The organism is Methylobacterium organophilum, assembly GCF_022179465.1.
Lineage (GTDB): Bacteria > Pseudomonadota > Alphaproteobacteria > Rhizobiales > Beijerinckiaceae > Methylobacterium > Methylobacterium organophilum.
This window is the reverse complement of sequence record NZ_BPQV01000004.1, coordinates 62,570-79,977: the sequence shown is the minus strand read 5'-3', so window position 1 is coordinate 79,977 and position 17,408 is coordinate 62,570. Positions and strand designations below refer to the sequence as shown.

General features: G+C 71.0%; 17 protein-coding genes. 5 read left to right on the top strand and 12 right to left on the bottom strand.

Annotated features, from left to right (window positions below):
* Window positions 1-77: 77 nt before the first annotated feature.
* From MFF21_RS07860 to yajC, 6 genes are all read right to left on the bottom strand, one after another.
* Window positions 78-1,820 (bottom strand): L-lactate permease, encoded by a 1,743-nt coding sequence (locus MFF21_RS07860; RefSeq protein ID WP_238310600.1) that lies wholly within the window; start codon window positions 1,818-1,820, stop codon window positions 78-80.
* A 201-nt stretch (window positions 1,821-2,021) separates the two neighbouring features.
* Window positions 2,022-2,906, bottom strand: a complete 885-nt coding sequence (locus MFF21_RS07855; RefSeq protein WP_238310599.1) for a phytoene/squalene synthase family protein — start codon at window positions 2,904-2,906, stop codon at window positions 2,022-2,024.
* Between the two features lie 10 nt (window positions 2,907-2,916).
* Entirely contained in the window at window positions 2,917-3,303 is a 387-nt protein-coding gene (locus MFF21_RS07850; RefSeq protein WP_238310598.1) for an Mth938-like domain-containing protein, read from the bottom strand.
* A gap of 117 nt (window positions 3,304-3,420) precedes the next feature.
* Complete coding sequence (secF, locus tag MFF21_RS07845) at window positions 3,421-4,359, bottom strand: protein translocase subunit SecF (RefSeq protein WP_238310597.1); 939 nt, start codon at window positions 4,357-4,359, stop codon at window positions 3,421-3,423.
* An 85-nt stretch (window positions 4,360-4,444) separates the two neighbouring features.
* The gene (gene secD, locus MFF21_RS07840; RefSeq protein WP_238310596.1) at window positions 4,445-6,046 is read right to left on the bottom strand and encodes a protein translocase subunit SecD; all 1,602 of its coding nucleotides are present in this window, start codon (window positions 6,044-6,046) and stop codon (window positions 4,445-4,447) included.
* 67 nt (window positions 6,047-6,113) lie between these two features.
* A complete protein-coding gene (yajC, locus tag MFF21_RS07835; protein WP_238310595.1) occupies window positions 6,114-6,449 on the bottom strand; it encodes a preprotein translocase subunit YajC in 336 nt (111 codons plus the stop codon).
* Window positions 6,450-6,654: 205 nt separating this feature from the next.
* Between yajC and MFF21_RS07830 the strand changes: the two genes are divergently transcribed.
* Together MFF21_RS07830 and MFF21_RS07825 are read left to right on the top strand one after the other, a co-directional pair.
* The gene (locus MFF21_RS07830; RefSeq protein WP_238310594.1) at window positions 6,655-7,527 is read left to right on the top strand and encodes an ATP-binding protein; all 873 of its coding nucleotides are present in this window, start codon (window positions 6,655-6,657) and stop codon (window positions 7,525-7,527) included.
* 33 nt (window positions 7,528-7,560) lie between these two features.
* Window positions 7,561-8,070: a YidB family protein gene (locus MFF21_RS07825; protein ID WP_373324954.1), complete on the top strand. Its 510-nt coding sequence runs from the start codon at window positions 7,561-7,563 to the stop codon at window positions 8,068-8,070.
* 70 nt (window positions 8,071-8,140) lie between these two features.
* On the opposite strand, the gene MFF21_RS07820 is transcribed toward MFF21_RS07825, so the two are convergent.
* Window positions 8,141-9,397 carry a murein hydrolase activator EnvC family protein gene (locus tag MFF21_RS07820; protein WP_238310592.1) on the bottom strand — a complete coding sequence of 419 codons (1,257 nt, stop codon included), beginning with the start codon at window positions 9,395-9,397 and terminating at the stop codon, window positions 8,141-8,143.
* A 186-nt stretch (window positions 9,398-9,583) separates the two neighbouring features.
* On the bottom strand, window positions 9,584-10,240 hold the full coding sequence (locus tag MFF21_RS07815; RefSeq protein ID WP_238310591.1) for a protein-L-isoaspartate O-methyltransferase family protein: 657 nt from the start codon (window positions 10,238-10,240) through the stop codon (window positions 9,584-9,586).
* Between the two features lie 194 nt (window positions 10,241-10,434).
* Here MFF21_RS07815 and MFF21_RS07810 point away from each other — a divergent pair, with 194 nt between their 5' ends.
* Window positions 10,435-10,650: a hypothetical protein gene (locus MFF21_RS07810; RefSeq protein WP_238310590.1), complete on the top strand. Its 216-nt coding sequence runs from the start codon at window positions 10,435-10,437 to the stop codon at window positions 10,648-10,650.
* Window positions 10,651-10,669: 19 nt separating this feature from the next.
* Here MFF21_RS07810 and cutA read toward each other — a convergent pair whose 3' ends face one another.
* Window positions 10,670-10,990, bottom strand: coding sequence for a divalent-cation tolerance protein CutA (gene cutA / locus MFF21_RS07805; RefSeq protein WP_238310589.1), 321 nt, complete (start codon window positions 10,988-10,990; stop codon window positions 10,670-10,672).
* Between the two features lie 117 nt (window positions 10,991-11,107).
* Here cutA and MFF21_RS07800 point away from each other — a divergent pair, with 117 nt between their 5' ends.
* Window positions 11,108-11,875 (top strand): NAD kinase, encoded by a 768-nt coding sequence (locus tag MFF21_RS07800; RefSeq protein WP_238310588.1) that lies wholly within the window; start codon window positions 11,108-11,110, stop codon window positions 11,873-11,875.
* Between the two features lie 10 nt (window positions 11,876-11,885).
* Here the strand turns inward: MFF21_RS07800 and MFF21_RS07795 are convergent, their stop codons facing one another.
* Window positions 11,886-13,514, bottom strand: coding sequence for a DUF2336 domain-containing protein (locus MFF21_RS07795; RefSeq protein ID WP_238310587.1), 1,629 nt, complete (start codon window positions 13,512-13,514; stop codon window positions 11,886-11,888).
* Complete coding sequence (locus MFF21_RS07790; RefSeq protein ID WP_238310586.1) at window positions 13,511-14,647, bottom strand: transglycosylase SLT domain-containing protein; 1,137 nt, start codon at window positions 14,645-14,647, stop codon at window positions 13,511-13,513. The genes MFF21_RS07795 and MFF21_RS07790 overlap by 4 nt, the downstream gene beginning before the upstream one ends.
* A 128-nt stretch (window positions 14,648-14,775) precedes the next feature.
* Between MFF21_RS07790 and MFF21_RS07785 the strand changes: the two genes are divergently transcribed.
* Window positions 14,776-15,432: an aldolase/citrate lyase family protein gene (locus MFF21_RS07785; protein ID WP_238310585.1), complete on the top strand. Its 657-nt coding sequence runs from the start codon at window positions 14,776-14,778 to the stop codon at window positions 15,430-15,432.
* 189 nt (window positions 15,433-15,621) lie between these two features.
* Here MFF21_RS07785 and MFF21_RS07780 read toward each other — a convergent pair whose 3' ends face one another.
* The gene (locus MFF21_RS07780) at window positions 15,622-17,313 is read right to left on the bottom strand and encodes a methyl-accepting chemotaxis protein (protein WP_238310584.1); all 1,692 of its coding nucleotides are present in this window, start codon (window positions 17,311-17,313) and stop codon (window positions 15,622-15,624) included.
* Window positions 17,314-17,408 lie beyond the last annotated feature (95 nt).

Below are 17,408 nucleotides of genomic sequence, written 5' to 3'. Positions count from 1 at the left end.
CCATCCACCCGGAACGAGAAAACCCCGCACCGGAGGCCGGTGCGGGGTCTCGTCTTTTCGGTGTTCGCCGGGGAGGCTCAGTGGGCGGGAGCCGCTACGGTGGCCGGCGGGTGGATCACCATGTCCGTGAAGGGCGGCACATAGGCCTGGAGCATGACCAGCAGGCCGACGAGGCAGGCCAGCGCGATCGAGTGCCAGAACACGAAGCGCAGGATCTTGCCCTCCTGGCCGAAATAGCCGGTGGCGGTGGAGGCCACGACGATCGACTGGGCGTCGATCATCTTGCCCATGACGCCGCCCGAGGAGTTCGCCGAGGCCATCAGGATGCCGGACAGGCCGAGCTGCTCGGAGGTGATCCGCTGCAGGCCGCCGAACAGCACGTTGGAGGCGGTGTCCGAGCCCGTGAGCGCGACGCCGAGCCAGCCGAGCAGGGTGCCGAAGAACGGGTAGAGGATGCCCGTTCCCGCGAAGGCGAGACCCAGGGTGGCGTCCACGCCCGCGTAGCGGGTGAGCACGCCCAGTGCCAGCATCGCCGAGATGGTGATGAGCGAGTAGCGCAGCACCCAGATCGTCTCGAAATAGGCGGTGATCAGGCGCAGGGGCGAGAAGCGCATGATCAGGCCGGAGATGATCGCGGCGAAGAGCACGCCCGTGCCGGTGTAGGACATGTAGGTGAACAGGAAGGTCGCGGCCTCGGGGATCGGCTTGGCCACCACCGGGGGCACCTTCAGGATCACGTTGTGCAGGCCCGGCACCTCGTATTTCCAGGTGAAGATCGGGTTCACGACGCTCTTGAACCAGCCGGTGCCCCAGATCGCCACGACGATCGAGAGGATGATCCACGGCACCCAGGCCATGACGATCTCGGAGGAGGAGGCGGTGCGGCCGCCGACATGGGCCTTCGGCAGGTCGCCGGGCACGCCGGCGCCGAGGGCCACCGGGCGGGGGGAGCCGTAGCCAATCGAGGGATCGTGGCCGCGCAGCGCCGGGGAGGTCCAGATCTGGGCGGGCTGCCAGATCTTCAGGAAGGCGACGAGGCAGCCCATCGAGACCAGCGAGGCGCCGATATCGACGATCCAGGGATTCACGTAGTTCGAGATCAGGAACTGGGCCGCCGCGAAGGAGGCGCCGCAGACGAGGATCGGCGGCCAGATCTTGATCATGCCGCGGAAGCCCGCGAACACCCAGATCAGCCAGAACGGCACCAGCAGCGAGAAGAAGGGCAGCTGACGGCCGATCATGGCGCCGAGGATGTAGGGGTCGTAGCCCGTCACCGAGGCCAGGCCCTGGATCGGGGCGCCGAGCGCGCCGTAGGCGACGGGCGCCGTGTTGGCGATGAGCGAGAGCCCCGAGGCTGCGAGCGGCGAGAAGCCGAGGCCGATCAGGATGGCGCCGGTGACGGCGACCGGGGTGCCGAAGCCGCCCGCGCCCTCGAAGAAGGCGCCGAAGGCGAAGGCCACCAGCAGGAGCTGGATGCGCCGGTCCTCGGTGATGCCGGCGACCGATTGCTGGAGGATCGCGAACCAGCCCTTCTCCACCGTCAGCCGGTAGAGGAAGATGACGTTGAGGATGATCCAGCCGATAGGGAAGAAGCCCGTGACCATGCCGAGGATCGAGGCGCGGAGCGCGAGGTCGGTCGGCATGCCGAAGGCGACGATCGCCACCAGGAGCGCGATGCCGAGGGACAGGACGGCGGCGAGATGGGCCTTGACCTTGCCGCTTGCGATCATGCCCAGCAGGGCGATGACGGGCAGCGACGCCGCGAAGGTCGAGAGTATCTGGTTCCCGAACGGGTCGTAGACCTGATTCCAGGTTTGCATGGGCGTCGCGCTCCTCCGGATCGGTACGATCTTGCCGCCGTACCGATCCGATCCTGCTAGCAGAGCCGTGGGACCCGCTCAACGGAGCGTGATAATGCATTCATAAGGTGTGGCTTTTCTGCGTGGATGACGGCACGCCCCCATACGTGGGCCGCCTCTTGCGAGATCCGGTCGACTGCTCCGTTCGGATGCGGCCCGGGCTCAGCCGAAGCTCCGGGCGCCGCGCCACAACCGCCACAACCGCTTCCAGCGCGGGATCTCGATCAGGGTGTTGAGCGGGTCGTAGCCCGGCCGCTCCATCGCGGAGAGAACGGTCTCGACCAGGGCGGTGGGCAGGTAGGCCGGCCGGGCGGCGGGCGAGATCGTGTTGCGGGCGGCCTCGTAGGCCGCGAGGTGCCGGCGCGCCAGGGCCCGCAGGGCGGCGCAGGTCCGGTCGAGTCCGGGGCCGCCCCGGCCGGTCACGATGTCCTCCCGGGTGACGCCGTTCTCCCGCAGCAGGTCGGCCGGCAGGTAGACCTGGCCCTGACGGGCATGCCAGGGCAGCGCCCGCAGGAGCCCGGCGACGCCGTAGGCGACCCCGGCATGGCCCGCGGCCGCCGCGCCCCCCGGCTCCCCGCCCTCGGCCAGCACGAGGCTGCCGAGGCGGACCAGGGAGGAGGCGGTCTCCCCGCAATAGCCTTCGAGGTCGTTCACCCGCGGCATCGGGTCGTCGTAGAGGTCGAAGACCCGGGCGTCGATCAGGTCGACGAAGGGCTGGCGGCCGAGACGACGCGTGACGATGGCGTCGTCGAGGGCGGCGGCGACGGGGTTGGCCTTCACGTCTCCCCGCGCCTCGCCCTGGAGGGCGTCGCGCCACCATTGCAGCCGGATCTCGCCGGCCATCGGGTTCGAGGCGGCGTCCCGCACCCGGGCGATGGTCAGGCTGAAGGCGTAGAGGGCGAAGAGATGCGGCCGGAAGGCGGCCGGCGCGAACAGCGTGGCGAAGTAGCGGTCGGGATCGCCCTCGCGCACGAGACTTTCGCAATGCTGGAAGGCGAAGGCTAGGCCTTCGCGGGCGCTTGCCGGATTGCTGGTGACGTCGCTCACGCGGCCCCGCTCAGGCGACGGCGATTAGCGCGGCCGCGACCTTGCGGTTCTCGGCCACGAGGATGTTGTAGGTGCGCGCCGCCGCTCCCGTCTGCATCACGTCGAGGCCGATCCCGGCGGCTTTCAGGCGCTGGCGCAGGGCGGCCGGCAGCGGCAGGATCTCGGCGCCCGTGCCGATGAGCAGGAGGTCGATCGCCTCGTGCTCGGCGAGCACCGGGGCGAGGCTCGCCGCGTCGATGGCCGCGGCCGCGATCGGGTCCCAGGCGTGGATCCCCGAGGGCAGCGCCAGGATCGAGCCGCGATGGGACATCTCGGCGAAGCGGAAGCCGCCGTCGCCATAGGCGTCGATCCCGTACCGCCCCGGCACGAATCCGTCGTGAAGCCGGCCTTCCGGCATCCGGTGCTCTCCCTGGCCTGTCCTCTCCCGCATGATCCCTGAAACCGCATCCGGGACGGGAAGGTCCTTGTCGTGGCCTCGCCCCGAAAGCCGGCGGGCGCCTTTCGGGGCGAGGCGCTATTCGGCGGCCTGGGGCACCCCCTCGCGCTGCGAGGCTTTCGCCCCCGACAGCATCAGGCCGAGATAGATCAGCGACGGGGTCGAGACGAAGATCGCCGAGTAGGTGCAGATCACGACGCCGGCGAGCATCACCACGGCGAAACCGTTGATTGCCTCGCCGCCGAACAGCACCAGGGCGAGCAGGGAGAGGAAGGCGGAGGTCGCCGTCATCACCGTGCGCGACATGGTGGAGTTGATCGAGAGGTTGAGCAGGTCGACCGTGGGGATGGACTTGTAGCGGCGCATCAACTCGCGGGTCCGGTCGAACACCACCACCGTCTCGTTGAGCGAGTAGCCGACGATGGTCAGGATCGCGGCGATCGAGGTCATGTTGAACTCGATCCGGGTGAGGATGAAGACGCCCACGGTGAGCACGATGTCGTGCAAGGTGCCGATGATGGCGCCGAGCGCCAGCTCCCGCTCGAAGCGGAACCAGAGATAGAGCAGCACCGCCACGACGGAGAGGACGACGCCGACCGTGCCGGACTGGACGAGCTCGCCGGAGACGCGCGGGCCCACGGTCTCGGTGCGGCGGAACTCGTAATCCTTGTCGAAGGCCGCGTGGGCCTTGTTCATCACCGCGGTCTGACCCTGCTCGCCGGCCTGGAGCGGCAGACGCACCAGCACGGTGCCCTGGTTGCCGAGCTCCTGCACCTCCGCCTCGCCGAAGCCGAAACCGTTGGCGGTGTGGCGGATCGCGGCGACGTCGGCCGCGCCGGACTTCGCCTGCAGCTCGACCAGGGTGCCGCCCTTGAAGTCGATGCCGAAATTCAGCCCGATCGTCAGGAACAGTACCACGGTCGCGAGCGACATCGCCGCCGAGAGCGGGAAGGTGAAGCGCCGGAACCGCATGAAGTCGAAATGCGATTCGTCGGGCCAGAGGCGAAGCAGGCGCATGGTCGGTCTCGAAGCGGGAGCGGTGCCGGGCACCTCTCGGAAACGGCGTCGCCGCCCGCCACGATCCGGCGGGCGTCGTCTGTCGTCAGAACGGAAGGGTCTTGGGCCGGAAGGTCGTATACCACACGGCGATCATCATGCGGGTCAGGGTCACCGCGGTGATGACGGTGGTGAGGATGCCGAGGATGAACACCACGGCGAAGCCCTTCACCGGGCCGGAGCCCATGAAGAACAGGATCAGGGCGGCGATCGCCATGGTCGAGTTCGAGTCGATGATGGTGGCGAAGGCCCGGTCGAAGCCGGCCTGCAGCGCCGAGACCAGGGAACGCCCGGCCCGCTGCTCCTCGCGCATGCGCTCGTAGATCAGCACGTTCGAGTCGACCGCCGTGCCGATGGTGAGCACGATGCCGGCGATTCCAGGCAGGGTCATCGTGGCCTCCAGCACCGACATCAGGCCGAGGATCAGGCCGACATGCACCATCAGCGCGATGTTGGCGATGAAGCCGAAGGTGCCGTAGGTCGCGAACATGAAGATCACGACGAGGATGGCGGCGACGATGGTCGCCTTCTTGCCGGCCTCGATCGAGTCGTTGCCGAGCCCCGGGCCGACGACGCGCCGCTCGACCACGGTGAACTTGGCCGGCAGGGCGCCCGCCCGCAGCAGCACCGCGAGGTCGTTGGCCTGCTGGACGGTGAAGTTGCCGGTGATCTGTCCCGAACCGCCGGTGATCGCCGAGCGGATCACGGGGGCGGAGACCACCTCGTTGTCGAGCACGATGGCCATGCGGCGGCCGACATTCTCGCTGGTGGCCTGGCCGAAGCGCTGGGCGCCGCGCAGGTTGAACTTGAAGCTCACCATCGGCTCGTGGCTCTGCTGGTCGAAGGCCGGTTGCGCGTCGGTGAGGTCGCCGCCATCGGCCATGACCCGGCGCTCGACCGGGACCTTGGCGCCCTTCTCGTCCTTCGAGGGCAGCAGGTCGACATCGCCCGAGGGGCTGTCGGCGAGCATGCGGAATTCGAGTTTGGCGGTCTTGCCGAGCAGCTCCTCCAGACGCTGCGGATCCTGCAGGCCGGGCACCTGGATCAGGATGCGGTCGGCGCCCTGCTGCTGGATCGAAGGCTCCAGCGTGCCGGTCTGGTCGATGCGGCGGCGGATGACCTCGATGCCCTGGCTCACGGCGCGGCGGGTGCGCTCGGTGATGCCGGCATCGGTGTAGGCGAGCTGGATCAGCCCATCGGGCTGCTCGTTGACCTCGACAGTGGAGACGCCGGTGGCCGAGAGGCTCTGGATCGGTTGCGAGAGCTCGCGCAGCTTCGGCATGACCTTGGCACGGGCGGCCGCATCGGCGATGCGCACCTGGACGCCGCGCTTCAGTACCTGGATGCCGCCATCGGCGCGGACGTTCTCCTGCTGCAGGATGCGGCGGACATCGTCACGCAGGCCCTTGGCCATGGAGCCGACGAGCTCGTTCTGGTCGACCTCGAGCAGAAGCTGCGAGCCGCCCTGCAGGTCGAGGCCGAGCACGATCGCCCGGTTCGGGACGATCCAGTGCGGCACCCAGGCGGGCAAAGCCGCCATGAAGTGCTTGCGCTGGTCGGCCGAGAAGAAGCTCGGCACGGCCAGGCTGAGGCCGATCAGGATCGCCAGCAGCGTCGTGACGATCTTGGTTCTGGAGAAGCGCAGCATCCGCCCGGTCCGACTCTTTTTCTTGTGCGGATGCCGTGCCTTGGCCCGGCATCCTCATCCGGCCTGTTCAGGCCGCCTTGACCGGTGCGCCCTTGACGCGGACCTCGGAGATCATGCTCCGCACGACCTTCACGCGCACGTTCGGGGCGATCTCGACCTCGATCTCGGAGGCGTCGTCCGCCACCTTGGTCACGCGGCCGACGATCCCGCCATTGGTGACGACGGTGTCCTCCCGGCGCACGTTCTTGATCATGGTCTGGTGGTCCTTGAGCTTGCGCTGCTGCGGGCGCAGGATCAGGAAATACATGATCACGAAGATGAGGACGAAGGGCACCAGCTGAATGGCGATCTCGGCGCCGCCGCCGGTGGAACCGGCCCCTTGCGCGAAGGCGGGGGTAATCAACGCTGGAACTCCTGATGGTCGGACAGGCGGCCTGAGCTGCACCACGGATGGCGGGGCCTGTCGAAAAGCGCGCGGACTATAGCCACGGGCTTCCCGAAAGCAACGTCACGCAACCGCGTGCTGCGGGCGGGCTTCTCCCCGGCCGCGGCGCGATCGGCTAAGGACGCCCGCACGAACGAACCCCCTCCTCGAATCCGGAGCCGCCATGACGGCCGAGCCGACCCTGTCCGCCCTGATGCCCCTGCTGGAGCGGATCGCCACTGCCCTGGAGCGGGCCGCCCCGTCTGCCCTGCCGCCGGTGGATACGACCACGGCCGATGCCTTCCTGTGGGGGGCGGAGCGGCGCCTGATCCCGGTGCCGCGGGTCAACCGGGTCGAGATCGGGCTGCTCACCGGCATCGACCGGGCGCGCGACCAGCTCTTCGACAACACCGCGCGCTTCGCCCGCGGCCTGCCCGCCAACAACGCCCTGCTCTGGGGCGCGCGGGGCATGGGCAAGTCCTCGCTGGTCAAGGCGATCCATGCCGAGATCAACGCGAAAGGCGGCGCGGCGCGTCCGATGAAGCTCGTCGAGATCCACCGGGAGGACATCGAGGCCCTGCCCGACCTGATGGCGCTCCTGCGCGCCGACCCGCACCGCTGGATCGTGTTCTGCGACGATCTTTCCTTCGATGCCGACGACACCTCCTACAAGTCGCTGAAGACGGCCCTCGACGGCGGCATCGAGGGGCGGCCGGAGAACGTCCTGTTCTACGCGACCTCGAACCGCCGGCATCTCCTCGCCCGGGAGATGGTCGAGAACGAGCGCTCCACCGCGATCAATCCCGGCGAGGCGGTGGAGGAGAAGGTCTCGCTCTCCGACCGCTTCGGACTCTGGCTCGGCTTTCACAAGTGCAGCCAGGACGAATATCTCGCGATGATCCGCGCCTATGCGGAGCGGTTCCGGCTCGACGTTCCGGCCGAGCAGTTGCGGGCGGAGGCGCTCGAATGGGCGACCACCCGCGGTGCGCGCTCCGGTCGCACCGCCGTCCAGTTCATCCAGGATCTCGCCGGCCGGCTCGGCAAGACGCTGGATTGAGGCGCGGGATCGGGGCGCCGGACGGGCTCGGAGGTGGGATCGAAGGCGCGTGCGCCGGGTTGCCCCTGGGCCGCGGGCGTCCGGCGTGAAGCGCGGGCTTGCCGTCTGCTGCAGTGCCGTCGTCTACTGCCCCGCCGATGCCGCGGCGCGCCATGGGCGGCGTCGGGGGGAGGAAGCGCAATGAGCCTGTTCGACAGCATCAAGAGCTCGCTGAGCGGATCGCTCGGGCAGGCGGCCGCCGCCGCCCTGCCGCAGATCATCGAGACGGTGCTTCCCGGCGGCCTTCAGGGCCTGCTCGACCGGCTCCAGCAATCCGGCCACGCGGCCCAGGTCAATTCCTGGCTCGGCCGCGGGCCCAACGAGCCGATCACCACGGGCGACCTGCGCCGGGTGATCGGCGACGACCATGTCCGCATGATCGCCGAGAAGCTTGGCCTGCCGCCGGACCAGGTTCTCGCCACCCTGTCCAAGCTGCTGCCGGAGGCGGTGGACCGGCAGAGCCCGAACGGCACGCTCCAGAGCCCGCCGCCGCGGGACGCCTGACGCGACCGCGTCGAACGAAAGCGGCGGCCCCTCCCGGAGCCGCCGCCTGAAGCCAGATTGTTTCGCGCGTTCAGTTCGAGGCGAGGTGCGGGATCGGGTCGACCGGGGTCGCGCCCTTCCGGATCTCGAAGTGGAGCTGGGGCGAGGTGACGTTGCCGGTGGCGCCGGACTTGGCGATCACCTGGCCGCGCTTAACCTTCTCGCCCGGCCGCACGTCGAGCTCGCCGTTATGGGCGTAGGCCGAGACGTAGCCGTTGCTGTGCCGCACCAGCACGAGCTTGCCGTAGCCCTTCACGTCGGAGCCGGCATAGGCGACGGTGCCGTCCTCGGCGGCCTTGACGGGCGTGCCCTCGGGCACGGCAATGTTGATTCCCTCGTTCCCGCCCGAGCCGTAGCCGGTGATGACCCGGCCACGGGCCGGCCAGCGGAAGGCCTCTGCCTCGGCCGCCGCGGGCACGTTCGCCGGATCGGCGCTCGCGACCTTGACCGGAGCGGCAGCCTCCTTCGGCGCCTCCTTGGCGGGGGCGGGCTCCTTGGCCGCGACCTTGGCGCTCTCCTTCGCCTTCGCGCTCTCCTTGGCGGCGGCCTTCGCCGCAGCCTCGGCCGCCTTGGCCTCGGCGACGCGCTTGGCGGCCTGCTCGGAGGCGGTCTTGGCCGCCTCGGCCTTGGCGAGGCGCGCCTTCTCCGCCGCCTTGGCCGCGGCGTCGGCCTTCTCGGTCGGCTTCCTGTCGTCGGCCTTCTTCTCGGCGGTCTGGCCGGGGCGGATATGCTTCTTCTTCGCCTCGGCCTCGGCGAGCTTCTTGGCTTCCGCGGCCTTCTCGGCGGCCTTTTCCGCCGCCTTGCGGGCCTCGGCGGCTTTCTCTGCCTCGCGCTTGGCTTCGGCCGCCTTCTCGGCGGCCTTCTTCTCGGCCGCCTTGTCCACCGCCTTGGGACCGGGGGCGAATTGCAGCTTCGGCGCGGCCGGCGCGGTGCGGGGCGTCATGGCCGGGGCGAGGCGGCCCGCATCGGGATTGAGGCCCGAGACGGCGCCGGTCACCGGCTCGGTCGAGGCCACACGGGGCGGAGGGGCGATCGGGAGCGGGCGGGAGGTCATGGCCGGGGCGGTGCCACCGGGCGCGCCGAGCGCCTCCGAGCGGATCCGCGGCGTGCGGATGGCGGGGGCCGGCGCGAGGTCCCCGCCATCCTCCGGCAGGCTGCCCGTGGCGGACGGCTCGCTGGAGGTGAACGGATTGGTGAAGGGATCCGAGAGGCGCGAAGCGTCCGACGAGCAGGCCGCGGCGCTCCCTCCGATGATTCCGATGAGGGCGAAGCGCGACAGCGTCCTCATCCCCCGACCAGCCCCGCGAATCCGCATCGACGCACCCGTTTGCCTGACGCAACTTGATAGGGGCATTCAAACGGGATTCAGGTTAAGCAACCGTTCCCGTTCACCACGTTCGAAGCGCAATCGGAAGGTTATCGAACGGGTTCGATGCAACGTGTTGCTGGGGACACGTTGCGCGGGACAGGCCGCTCAGGACATGCGGGCGCGGCCCGGGGTGAGCGGCGGCAAGCGCAGGGATGCGCCCGATTGCGTCGCCCCGTCAGGGCCAATGATGGCGAGGCGGCCGCCCTCCGGTCCCGGCAGGGCGCAGACGAGACGCCCGCCCGGGGTGAGGGCTGCGGTGAGCCCGGCGGGAAGGGCGGCGAGCAGCCCGTTGACCAGGATGCGGTCGTAGCGCCCCTCCCCCGCGACCCCGTCGGCGAGCCCGTCCGCGGTCTCAAGGACGGCATTCCGGATCCCCGCCGCGTGCAGGTTGTCCCGCGCCGCCCGGGTCAGGGTGGCGTAGCGATCCAGGCTGTGGAGTTGGCCAGCCCCGAGCCGGGCGAGCAGCGCGGTGACGTAGCCCGAGCCCGTGCCGACCTCGAGGACGCGCGCGCCCGGCGTCAGCGCCAGGGCCGCGAGCATCGCCCCGACCTGGCGCGGCGCGGTCATGGTCTGCCCGCAGGCCAGCGGCAGCGCGATGTCCCTGCGGGCATGAGACCGCAGGGGCGCGGGCGCGAAGCCTTCCCGTGGCACCTGCTCCATGGCGCGCAGCACGGCGGTGTCGCGCAGGCCCCGCTCCCGCAGGGACAGCACGAACGCCGCGTTGCCCACCGCCTCGGTCAGATCCTCGTCGCCCTCAGGCATGATGCGTTCCGTGTCCCGAAGGCTGAATGTCGCCGCCGCGCCTGTGCCGAATCAGCACGCTCCCTGGCGGGACGCCAGCGGGTTTTCCCCAGCCGTCGCCGGATGGAGCCCCGTTGCCGACAAGTCGAGTGAAAGAATTAACCCCATGGTCCGGCTCGTCGTGCTGCGATTTCCCTTTGCAGGAGGAGCGGACCATGACCATCGGTTCCCTCAATTCCCTCGGCCCGGTGCGGGCCGCGGAGCTCGGCCTGTCCCTGCGCAACGATGCCGCTGCGCGGCACGCGCCCCCGGAGACTGTGACGGTCGAGGTCGTGCGTCCCGTCGATCCCGCCACCAAGCTGAGGGCGGATGCGGACGTGATGCGCAGCGAACCCGTGACGGAGCGGCGGCTCATCGACATCAAGGTGTGAGCGGGCGATCCCGAACGGCTCACGCCCCCGTCTCGGCCAGGATCCAGGCCGCGGTATCCGGATCGGCCTCGTCGACCGGCAGGTGGAGGATGATCGGCGTCTCGTAGGGGTGGCGCGCCTTCAGCGCCGCGGCCAGCGCGGTCCCCTGACCGTCCCGGGTCTTGAGGATCGCCACCACCTCCGCGCCCCGCTCGACCGCGCCCTTCCAGGCATAGACCGAGCGCATCCCCGGCAGCACGTTCACGCAGGCGGCGAGCCTGTCCCGCACCAGGGACTCGCCGACCGCCAGCGCAGTCTCGGCGTCCGCAAAGGTCGTATAGACGAGGAGCATGCGCTCCATGCTATGGCTCCTTGATCGAAAGGCCGCGGGCGGCGTCTCTCGTGAATGAGCCCTGCCCCGGCACCCGCGTCAACGCGGCGGCCAAAGCGGCGGCAGAGGGACGAGGCGAGAGAGCGGATGCCGCGTTTCCATCGGATCGCCTTCGTGGCGAGCCCTACCCGCGAGTCGCGGGAGGCCGCGGCGGCCCTGATGCGCCGCTATGACCATGTGACGCCGGAGGATGCGGACGTCGTCGTGGCCCTCGGCGGCGACGGCGTGATGCTGCAGGTCCTCCACCGCATGATGGACAGCGGAAAGCCGATCTACGGCATGAACCGCGGGACCGTCGGCTTCCTGATGAACGATTTCCGGGAGGAGGGCCTGATCGAGCGCCTGGAACAGGCCCAGCGCAGCGTCATTCATCCCTTGAGCATGGTCGCCATCGACACGGAGGGGCGCCGCCATACGGCGCGGGCGATCAATGAGGTCTACATGCTGCGCCAGACGCACCAGACGGCGAAGCTGCGGATCCTCGTCGACGGCAAGGTGCGCCTGCCCGAGCTGATCGCGGACGGGGTGCTCGCCGCGACGCCGGCGGGCTCGACCGCCTACAACCTCTCCGTGGGGGGGCCGATCCTGCCGCTCAACGCGCATCTGCTGGCGCTGACCCCGATCTCGGCCTTCCGACCCCGGCGCTGGCACGGGGCGCTGCTGCCCCACCACGCGCAGATCCGAATCGAGGTGATCGAGCCGGAGCACCGGCCCGTCTCGGCGGTGGCCGACCACACCGAGTTCCGCCGAGTCTGCAGCGTCGACACCTCCCTCGACCGCACCACCGAGCTCGTGCTGCTCCACGATCCCGGCCACGGCCTCGACGAGCGGATCCTGCGCGAGCAGTTCGGCTGATGCCGGGCGGTCAGGCGGCGAGGCGCGGCCGGCCCTCGGCGTAGCTGCGCACCAGTTCCTCCGGGATCATGCTGGCGGCGAGCGCCAGGGCGACCGCCCGGGGGCGCGCCCGCGGCGGCTCCGGCACAACTTCCGGCACAATCTCCAAGACGGCGGAAGCGGTTACGGGCTCGGCGCTGACGGCGACGGCCGCGTTGCGCGAGGCCATGAAGCTCTCCATCAGCGCGCCCGAGAGATCGTCGAGCACCCTCTGCGTGGCGGCGGCGCTGCGGCGCTGCTGCTCCGCCTGATAGCTGGCCACGATCGCCTCGGGCAGCTCGTCGAGGATCGCATCGAAGCGCAGGTCGATCACCTCGCCCGCCACGGGCAGGATCCGGTCGCTGGGGCGCGGCGCCGCGGGCCAGGGGCCGTCGGCCGCCTCGGTCCGGTCGGCCGACAGGACCATCGGCGCGCCGGCCTCGGGCGCCCCAAGGGCGAGCGGCTCCTCCGCGCCGTCCTGTCTGGTCGCGGTGGGGAGGGGGGATTGTTCGCGGGCTTCGTCGCGGGCGGCCTCCGCCTCGAAGCGGGCGAGCAGCGCCAGGAGGCTGCGCGCTTCCGCGAAGGGCAGGGCTTCGCAGGCGCTCAGGGCCCGCTCGATCATCCGCCGGGCGAGACGCGCCCCCTCGCAGGCCTCCTGCCCCGTCGCCGCCGCGCGCCAAGCCTCGAGGGCGGCCTGGATCGGCCCGAGCAGGATCGGCGGCAGGCCGGCCTTGCGGTGCAGGCTGGCGAAGCCGCCGCTGCGGGGCTCGAGCAGGAGCCCGGCGACCCGGGCGCGGGACAGGCCGGAGAGCTCGGCGAGCGCGGCCTCGGCGAAGGGCATGCGCAGGGACAGCATCGCCCGCAGGATCAGCCCGGCGGTGAGCTGGCCCTCCTTGCGCAGATGGGCCACGAGCCGGGCGAGCCCGCTCTCCCCGGTCTCGTCGCCCAGCGCCAGGGCGGCGCGGTCGCGCGCCTCACGGGTGACGCGGGCGCTGCGCTCCGGGCTGAGCCAGCCGCATTCGCGGCCATAGGCGGAGAGGGAGTCGGCCACCCGCACGGCCACGGCGTGGCGCACCTCGATCGGCAGGTCGGGCCGGGCGAGCAGGGCCTCGCGCAGGCCGGCATCCGCCCCGTGGCGCTCGACGATGCGCAGGAGCGCCGCGGTGCCGATCTCGGCGGCGTGGTTGCGGGCGAGCACGGTGAGGGATTCGAGCCCCGCCACCTCGGCCAGGGCGGCGGCGACGGGCTTGGACAGGTCGCCCCGCCCGGCAATGGCGCTGCGGATCGTCTCGCAGCCCATGGCGGCGCAGTCGACGAGATCGGCATCCATCAGCACCGGCGAGCGGGCGAGGACCAGGCAGGCGATGTCCGGCTGGTCGGAGGCCAGTGCCACGATGAGCGGCCGCGGCGCCGTCTCCGCCCCGGCACAGGCCTCGGCCAGGGCCCGGCGCACCTGGTCGGAGGGATCGTCGAGGAGGGCGAGCAGGGTGGTCTTGGTCTCCCAGGCCGCATCCGGCCCGAGGGCGCCGTGCAGGTAGGAGCGGGCGAGCGCCGCCGCGGCCTCCGCGCGCCGCTCGGCGCTCTGGTACTGGGGGGCGAGGAGGCGCTGGCGGATCGTCATGGGCCGTTCCGGAGCTTGTAGGAGGAGACGTCGAACAGGGCGGCGTTGGTGGCGATGGCGCCGGGCGGGGCCGGCGTCGCGGCCCGGGCGGCGAGCGCCGCCGCGGGCGCCGTCGGGGTGAGCCCCTCCGGCCGCCGCGGCGGCAGGGGGATCAGGATGGGGGCGCCGTCCGCGGGCGCCGCCGCCGCGGCGGGCGCGGTCGTCGCCGTCGCCTCGGCCGGCCCCGTGCTGGCCTCGCCCTCCTCGGAGCGCGGGAACCAGGTCGGTGCGGCGGGGGCGGCCGGCAGGGCCGGGTTGCGGCTCTGCCAGAGCTTGGCCACCCCGTCGGAGATCGCCCCCTGGCGCCGGTCGGTCTGGAACAGGGCGCGGATGCCGCCTTCGAGGGAGGCATAGGCGGTGGGCACGCCCGCGCCCGTCGCCGTGTCGGGGCCGGTGACCGGGCTCGTCACCCCGGCGGTGGCGTTGGCGAGCGTCGCGTAGAGCTCGGCCGCGCCCCGGGGGCGGCCGCTGCGGTCGTAGAACAGGCTGCGGTTGGAGGCGGCGGCCTCCGGCAGGTCGAGGGCGGCGGCCCGCTCGGGCACCGCCTGGGCATCGGCGATCAGGGTGGCCGCGCCCTTCGCCCCGAGGACATGGGCGGCGTAGAGGTCGCCGCTCGTCGGCTCGCGGCCCAGCGCGTCGAGCAGGGCCTCGCGGTTCTTCTGGGTGAGCGCCCCGGCCATGGTCGCCGAGACCTTGGGGTCGCGGCGCAGGTCGAGGATCGCCTGCCGGGTGGTCGGGTCGGACACCGTGTAAGTGCCGTCGGATCGCGCGGTGATGGCGTCGGCATAGCTGCCGAGCCCGAGCTTCGGCCCGGCATTCTTCATCACGCCGAGCCAGGTCTGCTCGATGAACTGAAACAGGCCGGTGGCCGAGGAGGTCGCGGCCTTGGCGGCGGGATTGAGGCTCGACTCGCGCTGTGCCGTGGCGAGGAGGTAATCGAAGCCGACGCCGGTGTTCTGCGCCCCGTCGCGGATCGCGGCGAGCACCGTGCCGTCGGCCGCGCCGGTGGACGCACTGGCCGCGCGGCCGGTCCCGGCGCTGGCGCCGGCGTCGCGTTGGGCCGTGGCCGGGGAGGTGTTGGTGAACAGGAACATCGAGGGTCCGCCGCGGGGACCGCGCCCGATCCCGCCGGAGACGACATTCCTGCGATCATGGTAAAGGAAGATTGAAGATTTTGGATCCGGAAGATGTCCCGTTTCCGCGCAGGCCCCTCCCCCGCCCGATGCGCCGCTACCTGAGCCTCCCGGCGGCGGTTTTCGCCCCGCCGCGGCCGGGTCCCGCGGGCAGGGCCGACGCCCTCCTCCTCGACGTTTCGGCCCGCGCCCCGGCGGATCTGCCCGCGCTGAAGGCCCGCCTCTGCGCCCGGCCGCCGGGCGGCCCCGCCCTGTTCCTCCGGCTCGGCGGGCTGGACGACCCGGAGCTCGGCCCCCGCCTCGACGCCCTGATGCCGGCGGCCCCCGAGGGGCTGGTGCTGCCCGGCCTGCGGCGGGGGGCCGACCTCGCCGATCTCGGCAGCCGCCTCGCGGTGGCCGAGGCCGAGCACGGCCGGCCCGACGGGGCCACGCGGATCCTGGGCTGGCTCGACAACGCCGCCGGCCTCCTCGCCGCCGGTCCCCTCGCCGGGGCGAGCCCGCGTCTGTGCGCCCTCGCCTGGGACCCGGCCGCCCTGGCCGCCGAGCTCGGCGCCGCGCCCTGCGATACGGCCGGCGCCCTGATCCCGCCCCTCGCTCAGGCCCGCGCCCTGCTGCGCCTCGCCGCCGCGGCGGCGGGCGTGGAGGCGGTGGATGTGGGAGACGACGGGACGGCCTTTTGGGCGGCGGCGCGCCGGGACGGGTTTGGGGCGGGGTGCGTGCGTGTAGGCGGTGGGGCTGACGCATGAATGGCGTCGGCGCGGCCGGTTTTTTTGTCCCGAGCAATCGAGTGGGAAGGCTGTGGAGGCCGGGTGCGCGTACTGAGGGTCGTTTCGGGTAGAATTTGGCCCGTCCGCTTCTGCTACCTGTCGGGGCAGAAGCGGACGCCTGATCGATGATCAAGTCCTATTGTACTTGCTGAAAGCGGTGGGGCGAAGTCAGGCCGCTCTGACAGTGGCGAGGAAGTGGGCGACCTCCGCACCGAGATGCTCGGACTGGCGCGACAGCTCGGAGGCGGCCGAGAGCACCTGGTTCGCGGCCGCGCCGGTCTCCTCCGAGGCCTGGGCCACGCCGGCGATGTTGCTGGTCACCTCGCCCGTGCCCTGGGCGGCCTGGCTCACGTTCCGGACGATCTCCTGCGTGGCCGCTCCCTGCTGCTCCACCGCCGCGGCGATCGAGGTGGCCACGGTGTCGATCTCGCGGATCCGGCCCGTGATGCCGCCGATCGCCGTCACGGCCTGATCGGTGACGCCCTGCACCTCGCCGATCTGACGGGCGATCTCTTCGGTCGCCTTCGCGGTCTGGTTGGCGAGTTCCTTGACCTCGGCGGCCACCACCGCGAAGCCGCGACCCGCCTCCCCGGCGCGGGCCGCCTCGATGGTGGCGTTGAGGGCGAGGAGGTTGGTCTGCCCGGCGATCGAGGAGATCATGCCGACCATGTCGCCGATCCGGGCCGCGGTCTGGCTCAGCGCCTGGACGAGGTCGGCGGTCTGATCGGCCGCGCCGACGGCCGACTGGGCGAGGCGGGCGGAGCCGGCGACCTGCCGGCCGATCTCCTGCACGGAGGAGCCCAGCTCCTCGGCGGCGGAGGCCACGGTCTGGACGTTGGAGGCGGCCTCCTCGGCGGCGGCGGCCACGGTGGTGGATTGCGAGGCCGTCTCGGTCGCGGTGGCGGTCATGGTGCTGGCGGTCGCCTGCAGCTCGGTGGCCGAGGACGACACCCGGGTGACGATGCCGCCCACGGCCCGCTCGAAGCCGTCGGCGAGCTCGATCATCGTGCGCTTGCGCTCGGCCTGGGCGGCCTCGTCGGTGCGCCGCTTCGTCTCGGCCTCCTCGGCGGCCTTGCGGGCGACCATGGCCTTGATGCCCTCCACCGCCCGGCCGACCGCACCGATCTCGTCGCCGCGCGCGGCTTCGGGGATCGCGGCATCGATCTCGCCGCGGGACATCCGCTGCAGGACCTCCACCAGCCTGCCGAGCGGGCGCGTGATGCCGATGACGGTCACGAAGGCCGCGGCGACAAGCCCGGCGGCCAGTCCGAGTGCGCTGAACAGGATCAGGCTGTGGCGCGTGGCATTGGTGCGATCAGTCAGCTCGGCCGAACCCTTGTCCAGGGCCTTGCGGATGTCGTCCCCGAGTTGGTTGCCCTCCTGCACCATGGTGGAGAAGATCGGGTCGATGGCGTGATGCACGAGGGCGATGGCCTCGGCGTTCCGATTGGCCGTGCCGAGCCGGCGCACCTCGGTCGCCTCCTGGATGAACAGGTCGATGCGCTTGGTCTGAGCCTTGATCCGGTCGGCAAATTGGGGGACCCGCTCCTGCCACTCGGCGAGCACCGTCCTCAGGGTGGGGACCGCTGCCTTGAAGCCTTCGTTGGCCGCCTCGATCTGGACCTCCTCCGTCTCGCCGATGATGCGGTAGATCCAGTAATTCATCTCGAACATGAGCCGGTTCACGCGGCGCGCATTGGCGACGGCCTTGGCGTCGTGCTCGATGAACGAGCGGTAGGTCTCGTCGATCTCGGTCATTCGCGATTGTGCGAACCAGACGCAACCTCCAATTACAAGACCAATTAGAACAACAACTGCAGACAGTTTTATCAGAAGCTTGAGGTTTGCGAGTAGTGACATCGTTTTGTCCCCATTTTTCTTAGGGAACTTTCAGGTCATACTATGAAAATTGACTTAAGTTATTTACGAGATAAAACAGAAAAAGCCGCTGGAAA